This window comes from Pseudomonas sp. MWU12-3103b (genome assembly GCF_023100615.1).
In the GTDB taxonomy this organism is placed as follows: Bacteria; Pseudomonadota; Gammaproteobacteria; order Pseudomonadales; family Pseudomonadaceae; genus Aquipseudomonas; species Aquipseudomonas putida_A.
Map to the genome: position 1 here is coordinate 99,106 of NZ_JALMEY010000005.1, position 12,202 is coordinate 111,307.

12 protein-coding genes are annotated in these 12,202 nt (G+C 60.2%); 1 reads left to right on the top strand and 11 read right to left on the bottom strand.

From position 1 onward, the window contains the following. Positions 1-813, top strand: a complete 813-nt coding sequence (locus M0808_RS10545; RefSeq protein WP_247840999.1) for a DUF2135 domain-containing protein — start codon at positions 1-3, stop codon at positions 811-813. Between the two features lie 23 nt (positions 814-836). Here M0808_RS10545 and M0808_RS10550 read toward each other — a convergent pair whose 3' ends face one another. The 11 genes from M0808_RS10550 to M0808_RS10600 form a co-directional block, all read right to left on the bottom strand. After that, the gene (locus M0808_RS10550) at positions 837-1,271 is read right to left on the bottom strand and encodes a hypothetical protein (protein ID WP_097089354.1); all 435 of its coding nucleotides are present in this window, start codon (positions 1,269-1,271) and stop codon (positions 837-839) included. 15 nt (positions 1,272-1,286) lie between these two features. Then, positions 1,287-1,847, bottom strand: a complete 561-nt coding sequence (locus M0808_RS10555; RefSeq protein WP_247841001.1) for a hypothetical protein — start codon at positions 1,845-1,847, stop codon at positions 1,287-1,289. A 518-nt stretch (positions 1,848-2,365) separates the two neighbouring features. Next, positions 2,366-3,112, bottom strand: coding sequence for a helix-turn-helix transcriptional regulator (locus tag M0808_RS10560; protein ID WP_095139154.1), 747 nt, complete (start codon positions 3,110-3,112; stop codon positions 2,366-2,368). A gap of 223 nt (positions 3,113-3,335) precedes the next feature. Continuing rightward, on the bottom strand, positions 3,336-3,863 hold the full coding sequence (gene ppa / locus M0808_RS10565; RefSeq protein ID WP_008052339.1) for an inorganic diphosphatase: 528 nt from the start codon (positions 3,861-3,863) through the stop codon (positions 3,336-3,338). Positions 3,864-3,975: 112 nt separating this feature from the next. Next, positions 3,976-4,788, bottom strand: a complete 813-nt coding sequence (locus M0808_RS10570; protein WP_247841003.1) for a zinc-dependent peptidase — start codon at positions 4,786-4,788, stop codon at positions 3,976-3,978. A gap of 4 nt (positions 4,789-4,792) precedes the next feature. Next, positions 4,793-5,443, bottom strand: coding sequence for a DedA family protein (locus tag M0808_RS10575; RefSeq protein ID WP_003228594.1), 651 nt, complete (start codon positions 5,441-5,443; stop codon positions 4,793-4,795). Between the two features lie 346 nt (positions 5,444-5,789). Beyond that, positions 5,790-6,251, bottom strand: coding sequence for a GNAT family N-acetyltransferase (locus M0808_RS10580; protein ID WP_003228592.1), 462 nt, complete (start codon positions 6,249-6,251; stop codon positions 5,790-5,792). A gap of 114 nt (positions 6,252-6,365) precedes the next feature. Then, positions 6,366-7,190 (bottom strand): ethanolamine ammonia-lyase subunit EutC, encoded by an 825-nt coding sequence (gene eutC / locus M0808_RS10585; RefSeq protein ID WP_247841005.1) that lies wholly within the window; start codon positions 7,188-7,190, stop codon positions 6,366-6,368. Positions 7,191-7,195: 5 nt separating this feature from the next. Continuing rightward, positions 7,196-8,590: an ethanolamine ammonia-lyase subunit EutB gene (locus tag M0808_RS10590; protein ID WP_096796313.1), complete on the bottom strand. Its 1,395-nt coding sequence runs from the start codon at positions 8,588-8,590 to the stop codon at positions 7,196-7,198. Positions 8,591-8,782: 192 nt separating this feature from the next. Continuing rightward, positions 8,783-10,153, bottom strand: a complete 1,371-nt coding sequence (gene eat / locus M0808_RS10595; RefSeq protein WP_025108674.1) for an ethanolamine permease — start codon at positions 10,151-10,153, stop codon at positions 8,783-8,785. A 288-nt stretch (positions 10,154-10,441) separates the two neighbouring features. Next, entirely contained in the window at positions 10,442-11,962 is a 1,521-nt protein-coding gene (locus tag M0808_RS10600) for an aldehyde dehydrogenase family protein (RefSeq protein ID WP_025108675.1), read from the bottom strand. Positions 11,963-12,202: the final 240 nt, after the last annotated feature.

Consider the following 12,202-nt stretch of genomic DNA (forward strand, 5'->3'; position numbering starts at 1 on the left):
ATGACACTCCGTTATCCACAGGTCTTGCTGTTGCTCTGTGCGTTCAATGCATTGCCGATGGCAATGGCCGCCGACAGCGTCAAACTCGACACCCCGGTCGGCGGCTGGCGCACCGGCGCGCCCGAGGGCGAAGGCGAAAATTTCCGCCAGACCGTCAACTACCCGGCTTCCTCGGTCAACACTCCGGTGGGCCAGGCCAACACGGCGCGCATCAGCGGCGAAATCAAAGCCACCCCCAAGAGCAAGGATCCCGGCCGGCTGATCGTCAACGGTGTCAGCATGCCGCTGAAAATCGACGACAGTGGCCGCTTCGACCGCCCGTTCTCCTTCCCCAACGGCAGCAACAGCATCGAAGTGCGCAGCCCCGACGGCCAGCAACGCCATCGCACGCAGTTCCTCAACGCCAGCGGCGGCGCCACCCCGGCCAAACTGCGCGTGCTGCTGTCCTGGGACAGCGACGGCACTGACCTTGACCTGCACCTGATCACCCCGGACGGCGCGCACATCTGGTACGGCGACCGCGTCGCACCCAATGGCGCAGCACTCGACGTGGACGTCACCACCGGCTACGGCCCGGAAATCTTCGCCATGCCGGCGCCGATCAAGGGCCAATATCTGGTGTATGTGAACTACTTCGGCGGAGGTTATCGGGGGGATGATGAAGGCGGGGAGGAGGCGGTGCAGCCGCTGACCACGGCGCAGGTGACGGTGATTACCGAGGAAGGCACGCCGAGCGAGAAGATGGAGACGTTTGTGGTGCCGATGCGGGCGGTGGGTGAACTGACGCTTGTGAAGTCGTTCAGCTATCCCTGAGCAGCAGCCTGCTCAGGGTTGCACTAGAAACCAGGCGGAATGTAACCAGGCACGAACGGCACGTTGATGCACTTGCCGTGAATGATCTTTCCGTCCTCGATCCTGAACAGCACGATCTTTTTCGCCTTGTTGACGGTGGCTTCGAGTTTGCAATCGGAACTGTGACCGACCGTCTCGTAGTACTCGGTGTAAACCATGCCGTTACCGGTGTGATTCATTGAAGTACCGGCCGCTTCCGTGGTGGTCCAACTGGACGATTTGTACCAGGTGAGCACAGCCAGATTCTCGCCGTTGGCCCCGGTCTGTTTTTTCATCGAGTCAGGTTTGCCGAACAGATCGAGCGCTTCCTGAACATCGCGTCCTTCCCAGCGCGACTGGGCAATCAAGTGGCAGCCACTGGTCAGCAAAACAGCGGGCGTTATCAGCAGCGCCAATAACGTTTTAGTCCATGGGTTCATCGTAATTCCCGCCGCTTACTTGTTGCCCAGGATAGAGTCGAGGTTATCCATCATCTGGCCTTTCTCCTGAATCGGCGCCAGTTTGAAGAACATCTGCTGCAGGCCCTGAATCATCTGCAAGTACTCCATCTTGCCCAGCGCGATCATGTCCTTTTTGGCAGGTGAGCAAACGAACTCGCTGGTGCGCTGCACCCAGAACTCCTTCGGCTGCTGCCATTGGTCGTTAACTTTGAGGTTGCGCATCATGTAAGCGATGCGATCAACCGACTGGCCATTGAGCATTCGGACCTTGTTCGTCGAACACTGAACTTCGAGGTTATAGGCATCGATCATCGGTTTGCCGGGTTCCTCATACACCAGCGTTACGGCCACCAACTTGGCGCCTTTGGTGTGTTTCGACGGCACGACTGAAGTGCTGTCGGCGACATACATGATGTTCTTGTGGGGAACACCGTTGCCGTAAATGATCCACCAGTCACCGACGAGCTTCTGCTCCTCTGCCATGGCTGAAGAGGTAGCGGTCAGGAGTGCGATCAGTAGAACAACGGATTGATTGAGTTTGAAAAACGACGACATGGTGTTGCTCCATTCCTTGGCGCTTTTGTAATGCACAAAAACAGAATGGAAATTTAGTGGTGAGGTTGGGCGCGGGGCAATTAGGGCGGATGTGCTAATGGCTTATTGCGATGCCTGAGTGGCGGGCGCTGCCCGCTTAATCTGTCGAGCTCGTCAAGATAACGTTGCTTTCAGGCAGGCATTAAAAAGCCGGCTTGTGGCCGGCTTCTCGGGGACTGGCTTGGTTTATTTTTGGTAAACCGCGTCAGCCTTCAAAACGTACACCCGGATCTGCGTCCGGCTGTGGGACTTGGTCAGACGTTGGTCTGCCGCGTCAGGCGTCATCTGGGCCGCGGGAGCGGGGCGATGCGCAAATGTGGGGCGCAGGATACTGAGTTTTGTTGGGGATTCCCAGCCTCAACTGCGGAATAGAGCCACCGCGGGGGGCAAAATTCGCAATTTGTACTGATTTTCGGGGCCTCTTCGCGAGCAGGCTCGCTCCCACAGGGTTTGGTGCAGGGTTGAAGATCCGTATCCGATCAGAGAAACGGTACCACCGGCCGGCGTTTGCCCAGGGTCGACCACCAGAATACCCAGCCCAGAATGTGTATCCGCTGCTCATCGATTTGTGCTGCGCGGAAGATTTCGTCCGGGTATTCGGCGCTGTTGTGGCTGCGCAGGCGCAGGGCGTTGCCGGGCATGCGGTGCAGGTATTTGATGCGCAGCATGCCGTCGTGTTCGATGGCGTAGATTTCGCCGTCGACCACCTGGGTCAGGCCGCGGTCGATGCCGACAATGGAGCCGTCTTCGATGCGCTCGGCCATGCTGTTGCCGATCATGTGCGCGCAGATGGCGTCGCCGGGACGGATTTCCAGTTGGGCGAGATGCGCGCGGGGCAGGCGGACGGTTTGCTCGGGGTCGAGGATGACGTGGGTTTTGTCGGCGCCGGCGCTGAGCGGTGTTTCCTTGAAAAACGGCAGTTCGATGTCGTTGGGGTTGATGATGGAATAGACGCCGTTGACGGACTGCGCGTCGAAGGTGTCGCCGTTGCTGGCAGGCGTTTGCAGGCGGGGTGACTCTTTGCTGCCTTCGCCGGTTTTCAGCCACTCGCTGTTGACCGAGAGCAGGCGTGAGACTTCCTCCATGCGATACGCCGGGACGCCCCGGGTGTACCAGTTATGAATGTTTTGGGCTTCCGTGCCCCAGAACTTTGCGAATCCCGTGGTGGTGATGTTCGCTGCTTCCAGGAGTGCCTTGAATCTTGGACCGCTAGTGTTCTTTCTCATAAACACCGAGTCTACGGCCGTGCCAGAGCGGTTTGAATAAACCGGCTGTTCAAAAAAAGCCTGTATTTTGCGACTGGATGTAAGACGTGCTTGTGGGAAATCACTCACTTCGAAACTTTTCTGTAGTCCGCAATAAACACACTGTTTAAAGCGGCGTTTCTCAGGCACAAAAAACCCCGGATCAACCGGGGTTTTCTTCAAGCGTCATGCAGCCAGCCGGCGCTTAGCCCTTGTAGGCAGCAACCGACTTGGTGATCGCGTCGCGAGCGGCATCAGCGCCAGCCCAGCCTTCGATCTTGACCCACTTGCCTTTTTCGAGATCTTTGTAGTTCGCGAAGAAGTGCTCGATCTGCTGGATCAGCAGCGGTGGCAGGTCGGTATATTCCTTCACGTCGACGTACAGCTGGGACAGCTTGTCGTGTGGGACTGCGATGACTTTGGCATCGCCGCCGCCGTCGTCGGTCATGTTCAGGATGCCGACTGGACGTGCGCGAATCACCGAGCCTGGAGCAACCGGGTAAGGGGTCACAACCAGCACGTCGAGGGGATCACCGTCGTCAGCCAGGGTGTTCGGGATGTAACCGTAGTTGGCCGGGTAGAACATTGGGGTGGCCATGAAACGGTCAACGAACAGGCAATCGCTGTCTTTGTCGATTTCGTATTTGATCGGCGCGTGGTTGGCCGGGATCTCGATCGCGACGTAGATGTCGTTCGGCAGGTCTTTGCCAGCCGGAATCTTGCTGTAGCTCATTGGGCGTTGCCCCCGTAGTTGACCAAAAACACTTGGCCGGATTGACCAAAAAGTGGCGGCGATTATAGGCATATTCCTACGTCGACGCCACGTACCAGAAGTCGTGCAGCGCTTACTCGTGCGCCTGATAGACCGGGTCTGTGGCCTGAAGTTGCCGCAGCCTGCCCAACGGATCCTGCCGGTAGAAAAGCTGCAGTTGCAAGTAGACCTGTGGATAAGCCGCGTGCAGCAGATCCGGAGCGCTGAAGAAGTATTCGCTGGTGACCGCAAAGAACTCCGCCGGGTTTTCCGCGGCGTACGGGTCGATGGTGGTTTCGGCGTCGGGGTTGCGGTCGAGCTGGCGGTTGAGGTCGTCGTAGGCGTGTTGCATGACCTCGGCCCAGTCGCTGACGCGCATGTCGGCGTGCAGCGGCGGCAGGCCGTTGGCGTCGCCGTTGAGCATGTCGAGTTTGTGCGCCAGTTCGTGGATCACCAGGTTGTAGCCTTCCCAGCCACCACTGGCCATCACCCCCGGCCAGGCGAGGATGATCGGCCCCTGTTGCCAGGCTTCGCCACTGTGTTCGCCGTCCCACTCGTGCTCGACCCCGCTGGCATCGCGATGCCGTTGCGGGCTGAGGAAGTCGTCGGGGTAGAGGACGATTTCGTGGAAACCCTGATACCAGTTCAAGTCGCCCAGATTGAGCAGCGGCAACTGGGCCTGGGCGGCGAGCAGCAGGCGTTGTTCCTGATGCAGTTCGACACCGGGCAGGGCGGTCAGGTGTTTTTCTTCGAGAAACAGCACGCTGGCTTCACGCAACCATTGGTCTTCGGCGGCGTTGATGCCGTCGAGAAAGCTCAGGTGATGGCGCACCCGTTGCCACAGGTCGTCGGCAATCGGGTGCCTGGCCAGAATGCGCCGGCGACGCCAGGCGCTCATTGACCACATCGGATCAGTGGGTTTCGGCTTTCGCGCCGCCGAAACGGCTGCGCACCACACCGATGATCATCGGCACCAGCGACAGCAGGATGATGCCGACCACCAGCAACGACAGGTTCTTCTTGATGAACGGCACGTTGCCGAAGAAGTAACCCAAGGTCACCAGGCCGCCGACCCAGAGGATGGTGCCGAACACGCTGAACGCGAAGAAACGCGGGTAGGGCATCTTCCCGACGCCGGCGACGAACGGGGCAAATGTACGGATGATCGGCAGGAAGCGCGCCAGGGTCACGGTTTTGCCGCCGTGCTTGTCGTAGAAATCGTGGGTTTTTTGCAGGTAGTCGCGACGGAAGATTTTCGAGTTCGGGTTGCTGAAGAGTTTTTCGCCCGCCGTTCGGCCGATCACATAGTTGGTGCTGTCGCCGAGGATCGCCGCGAGCATCAGCAGCCCGCCCAACAGCACCGGATCCATGCCACCGCCCGCCGCCACGGCACCGGCGATGAACAACAGCGAATCACCCGGCAGGAACGGCATCACCACCAGACCGGTTTCACAGAAGATGACAGCGAACAGAATCGCGTAGATCCACGGCCCGTAGTTGGTGACCAGCAAATCGAGGTACACATCGAGATGCAGGATAAGGTCGAGCGGGTTGAAATCCATGGGGGCACCTGTGGTGACGGCCCGACTCGGCAGGCCTGTGCGGATGATTCGGGTGTAAGCCTACAGCGAGGTGTAGTTTTTCTTACAAGCCGGAAAGCTCGGGATTATACGGTCTGAGAGGTGAAAAGCGCGTTGGTTTTGTAGCGAGGGATGTCGGGGTGTGAACAAATGTCAGGCAGGCATTGATGGTGGCGGCAAGGTGGGTGTGGCGAGGGAGCTTGCTCCCGCTGGAGGGCGGAGCACTCCCAAGCCTTGATTTGCCTGACCTGTTGAGATGACTGAGGTGGGGCCGCTTCGCAGCCCGGCGGGAGCAAGCTCCCTCGCGACAACAGGCCCTTGATGAGTGCTAGAGCTCGTCGCTGATCGGCAGCACGTAGTTCTTGAACTCGGTGTCTTCCTTGAAGCCAATGGATTCGTAGGTTTTCTGCGCCACCTCGTTGTTGCTGCTGGTGGAAACGCGCATGCGCACGGCCTGGGTTTCCTTGGCCATTTTCTTCGCGGTGCGGATCAGGTTGTCGGCCACCAGTTGGCGGCGGGCGTCTTCGGCGACATAGATGTCGTTGAGGATCCACACGCGCTTGAGCGACAGCGAGGAAAAGCTTGGATACAGCTGGCAGAAACCCATGAGCTTCTTGTCGTCATCATCGGCCAGGGCCAGATAAATCACCGACTCCTTGCGACGCAGGCGTTTTTCGAGAAACGCGCGGGAGGAATCCGGGTAAGGCAGGGAACCGTAGAACTCGCGATATTTGACGAACAACGGGGTCAGCAAATCCAGGTGTTCGAGGGTCGCTTGAATAATCCGCATGATAGGTCTCGTCTTCAAGTGGCTGTCTTCAACTGCTCTGACGGCGATGGGAAACCCTGCGGCCGTGCATCGATCCTGCCTGAAAGCAGCGCAGAAACGCAATGCGGAAACGGTTCAGGTTGTGGGCGGATCGAGTAGGAAGTTTCCCTTCATGTCCGCACCGGCGTCCGACTCCAGCGTCTGCACCTGTGCTTCGTCCTTCAGATTGACCCCCGACAGCTGCCGCCGACAGGCTTCGCGCATCAGATACAGCAGGCGATGCGCCGCCATGCCGTAGCTCAAGCCCTCAAGCCGCACGTTGGAGATGCAATTGCGGTAGGCATCGGTCAGCCCGACTTTTGGATTGTAGGTGAAATATAAACCGAGGCTGTCGGGCGAGCTGAGGCCCGGACGCTCTCCGATCAGCATGACGACCATTTTTGCACCCAGCAACTGACCGATCTCGTCACCGATGGCCACTCGACCCTGCTCCACCAACACCACGGGGGCAAGCGACCAGCCGTCGGCGCTCATCTGCTCCTCCAGGCGGGTCAGAAACGGCAGGGTATGCCGATGCACCGCCAGTGCCGACAGACCGTCCGCCACCACAATCGTCAGATCGACCCCGCCGGGGTTTGCCTGCGCGTAATCCCGCAGGGACTGCGCCGAGGTGTCGCTGAGCTTGCGCCCCAGATCCGGGCGTTGCAGGTAGCTGTTGCGATCAGTCGCGGCGCTTTGAAGCAACAAGGTCTCGCGCCCGTGTTCGCTCAGTTGCGCGCTGAGCCCGGCATGATCGAACGGCAGATGCACCGCATCCCGAGCCTGAGCGTGGGCGAACTGGAAATCCAGCTGGGCGCTGGTCGGCAGGCTGGTGCCGGTGCGGCCGAGGGCGATGCGCGCCGGGGTCAGGCGGCGCAGTTCCAGCCACGGGTTTTGCGGATCGACAGGCGGTTTTTCCATAACACTCATCCCAGTTGCGCCAGCGCCTGGCGGAAGGCCGGCGGCAGGTTGTTGCCAAAGCGAACCTTGCCGTCCGCCTGGGTGAAAATGCCCATGTTCGCCAGCCATTGCTCGAACTCCGGCGCCGGTTTCAGGCCCAGGGTCTGGCGCGCGTAGAGCGCGTCGTGAAACGAGGTGGTCTGGTAGTTGAGCATGATGTCGTCGGAGCCGGGGATGCCCATGATGAAGTTGATCCCGGCCACACCGAGCAGGGTCAGCAGGGTGTCCATGTCGTCCTGATCGGCTTCGGCGTGATTGGTGTAGCAGATGTCGCAACCCATCGGCACGCCGAGCAACTTGCCGCAGAAGTGGTCTTCGAGGCCGGCGCGGATGATCTGTTTGCCGTTATAGAGGTATTCCGGGCCGATGAAGCCGACCACGGTATTCACCAGAAACGGCTTGAAATGCCGCGCCACGGCGTAGGCCCGGGTTTCGCAGGTCTGCTGGTCGACACCGTGGTGGGCATTGGCCGAGAGCGCGCTACCCTGACCGGTCTCGAAATACATCAGGTTCTGCCCGAGGGTGCCGCGCTTCAGGCTCAGGCCCGCGTCATAGCCTTCCTGCAAGACATTGAGGTTGATGCCGAAACTGGCGTTGGCCGCTTCGGTGCCGGCAATCGACTGGAACACCAGATCCAGCGGCACCCCCCGGTTGATCGCCTCGATCGAGGTGGTGACGTGGGTCAGCACGCAAGCCTGGGTCGGGATGTCGTAGCGCTGGATGATCGCGTCGAGCATCTCCAGCATCGCGCAGATCGAGGCGATGCTATCGGTGGCCGGGTTGATCCCGATCATCGCGTCGCCATTGCCGTACAGCAGACCGTCGAGAATGCTCGCGGCGATGCCGGAGGGCTCGTCGGTCGGATGGTTCGGTTGCAGCCGGGTCGACAAGCGCCCGCGCAGGCCGAGGGTGCCGCGAAATTTTGTGACCACGCGGATCTTCTGCGCCACCAGCACCAGATCCTGCACGCGCATGATCTTTGACACGGCGGCGACCATTTCCGGGGTCAGTCCGGGGGCGAGGGCGCGCAGGCTGGTTTCGTCCGCCGCATCGCTGAGCAGCCAGTCGCGGAAACCACCGACGGTGAGGTGGCTGACCACGGCGAAGGCTTGTTTGTCGTGGGTGTCGATGATCAGTCGGGTGACTTCATCGGCTTCGTAGGGAATCAGCGCTTCCTGCAGAAAATGCGTGAGCGGGATGTCGGCCAGCGCCATTTGTGCAGCCACGCGTTCGCCGTCATTGAGCGCGGCAACGCCGGCCAGAAAGTCACCGGAGCGCGCCGGGCTGGCCTTGGCCATGACGTCCTTGAGGCTGTCGAAGCGGTAGGTCTGGGCGCCGACGGAATGGGCAAATGCGGCCATGGGGCGGTGTCCTCCTGATTCTGTGGGTAACTCGGTCTCCCTGTGGGAGCGGGCTTGCTCGCGAAGGCGTCGTGTCAGACGACATCGTTGTTGGATGACACGACGCCTTCGCGAGCAAGCCCGCTCCCACAGGGGGATTTTCATGCACTTCTATATAGCGGGCACCGGGCGACAGGCCCGGTGCCGGTGCAACTAGATACCTTCGAGCATAGCGTCTGCCGGGGCTTCGGCGCGTTGCTTGGCGGTGAGCTGGAAGTACAGATAACCAGCGGCCATGAAGCCAAGGAACACACAGCCGATCAGCGTGTTGAACCACGCCATCGCCACCAGGCACACCACGGCCAGAAACAGCGCAATTGCTGGCACCACCGGATAGCCCGGGGCGCGGAAGGTGCGTTCCAGGTTCGGTTCGGTTTTGCGCAGTTTGAACAGGCTGAGCATGCTGATGATGTACATCACGATCGCGCCGAACACCGACATGGTGATCATCGCAGCGGTCAGGGTCATGCCTTGCAGATTGACCAGTCCATCGCTGTAGATCGCCGCGATGCCGATCACACCACCGGCCAGAATCGCCCGGTGCGGGGTCTGGAAGCGTGACAGCTTGGCCAGGCTTTTCGGTAGATAACCGGCGCGGGCGAGGGCGAAGAACTGTCGTGAGTAACCGAGGATGATCCCGTGGAAACTCGCCACCAGACCAAACAGGCCAATCCACACCAGCATGTGCATCCACGATGAGTTATTGCCGACCACCGCTTTCATTGCCTGTGGCAGCGGGTCGTTTATGTTCGACAGTTGGCGCCAGTCGCCGACGCCGCCGGCCATCACCATCACGCCGATGGCGAGGAACACCAGGGTCAGGATGCCGCTGACGTAAGCCTTGGGAATCGTGCGTTTCGGATCCTTGGCTTCTTCGGCGGCCATGGCCGCGCCTTCGATGGCGAGGAAGAACCAGATCGCAAACGGGATCGCCGCAAAGATTCCGGGGATCGAGCCCATCGTGAACTCGTTGGAACCCGACCAGCCGTTGAGCACGAAATTGCTGAAGCTGAAGCCCGGTGCGACCACGCCCATGAACACCAGCAGCTCGGCGACCGCCAGCACGGTGACCACCAGCTCAAAAGTCGCGGCGATGCTGACGCCGAGGATGTTCAGGGTCATGAACACGAAATACGCGCCGACCGCTGCCACCTTCGGATCAAGCTCCGGGTACTGCACGTTGAGGTAGGCGCCGATGGCCATGGCGATCGCCGGTGGGGCGAAGACGAATTCGATCAGCGTGGCGATGCCGGCGATCAGTCCGCCTTTTTCGCCGAACGCCCGGCGGCTGTAGGCAAACGGTCCGCCCGCGTGGGGAATCGCGGTGGTCAGTTCGGTGAAGCTGAAGATGAAGCAGGTGTACATGGTCGCGACCATCAGCGCCGTGACCAGAAATCCGAGGGTGCCTGCGGTGCCCCAGCCGTAACTCCAGCCGAAGTATTCGCCGGAAATCACCAGGCCGACGGCAATGCCCCAGAGGTGCAGGGTGCCGAGTGTGGGTTTGAGCTGTGTGGTGGAAGTCATAAGTCCTCTCTGTTTTTTATTGTTCGATCTGTTGGACTTTCGGGTGCAGTGGTTGAGGTGGATGGATGCTGTTCACGCAGCGGCAGTTTTTGTGCAAATCCTGAATGACGGGTACGCAAGGGCCGTGCCAGAGCGGCCAGGCCTTGTGTCGTGTCATTGAGGACGCCATCGCTGGCAAGCCAGCTCCCACAAGGGATTTGTGCCGAACCCAACATCCCCTGTGGGAGCGGGCTTGCTCGCGAAGACGATTGAACAGGCAACACAGAATCATCTGTGTTGCCTAGGGTTTTAGAAGAAGCCCAACGGATTGATGTCGTAGCTCACCAGCAGGTTTTTGGTCTGCTGATAGTGATCGAGCATCATCTTGTGGGTTTCACGGCCGACGCCGGACTTCTTGTACCCGCCGAACGCGGCGTGCGCCGGGTACAGGTGGTAGCAGTTGGTCCACACACGACCGGCCTTGATCGCGCGGCCCATGCGGTAGGCGCGGTTGATGTCGCGGGTCCACAGGCCGGCGCCGAGGCCGAACTCGGTGTCGTTGGCGATCGCCAGGGCTTCGGCTTCGTCCTTGAAGGTGGTGATGCTCACCACCGGGCCGAAGATTTCTTCCTGGAACACACGCATTTTGTTGGTGCCCTTGAGCAGGGTCGGCTGGATGTAATAGCCGGTTGCCAGATTGCCCTCGAGTTTTTCCACCTTGCCGCCGGTCAGCAGCTCGGCGCCTTCACCCTTGGCGATTTCCAGGTACGACAGGATCTTGTCGAATTGCTGCTCGGACGCCTGCGCGCCAACCATGGTGTCGGTGTCCAGCGGGTCGCCGCGTTTGATCTGCAGGACTTTCTTCATCACCACTTGCATGAATTCGTCGTAGATCGACTCCTGTACCAGCGCGCGGGACGGGCAGGTGCAGACTTCGCCCTGGTTGAAGAATGCCAGCACCAGACCTTCGGCAGCCTTCTCGATGAAGGTCGGTTCGGCCTGCATGATGTCTTCGAAGAAGATGTTCGGCGACTTGCCGCCCAGCTCCACGGTCGATGGAATGATGTTCTCGGCCGCGCATTTCATGATGTGCGAGCCGACCGGGGTCGAGCCGGTGAAGGCGATCTTGGCGATGCGTTTGCTGGTGGCCAGGGCTTCACCGGCTTCTTTGCCGAAACCTTGCACCACGTTGAGCACGCCCGGTGGCAGCAGATCACCGATCAGCTCCATCAGCACGCAGATGCCCAGCGGGGTTTGCTCGGCAGGCTTGAGTACCACGCAGTTGCCGGCAGCCAGTGCCGGGGCGAGTTTCCAAGCGGCCATCAGCAGCGGGAAGTTCCACGGGATGATCTGCCCGACCACGCCCAGCGGTTCATGGATGTGATAGGCCACGGTGTTGCCGTCGATTTCGGCAGCGCTGCCTTCCTGCGCGCGCAGGCAGCCGGCGAAGTAGCGGAAATGGTCAGCCGCCAGCGGGATGTCGGCGTTGAGGGTTTCGCGGATGGCTTTGCCGTTGTCCCAGGTTTCGGTGATCGCCAGCAGTTCGAGGTTCTGTTCGATGCGGTCGGCGATTTTCAGCAGGATCAGCGAGCGCGCCTGCACCGAGGTCGCGCCCCACGCATCGGCAGCGGCGTGGGCGGCGTCCAGTGCCTTGTCGATGTCTTCGGCAGTGGAGCGGGGGAATTCGGCAATCGGTTGGCCATTCACTGGCGAGGTGTTGGTGAAGTACTGACCTTTGACAGGCGCGACGAACTCGCCGCCGATGTAGTTACCGTACTTGCTCTTGAACGAGACTTTGGCGCCTTCAGTACCGGGGTGAGCGTAACGCATGATTTGTTCTCCTTGGCTTTGTACTTATTAGAGAAACGCGCAAGTGCGCTTGCTATAAGCGTAGAGCAAAGGTCGGGCCACTGCCGTGCAGGGCAGGCAAATCAAGGCTTTGCGTATTTTTTGTCGGACGGGCGGGCGGCGCCTGTGATGGTTTCGGTACAGAGGGGGTGACAGTTTGTACCGCTTTTGGCACAGCCAGTGACCGGCTGGTCTTGCCAGCATTGCAATGCGCCGATGGCT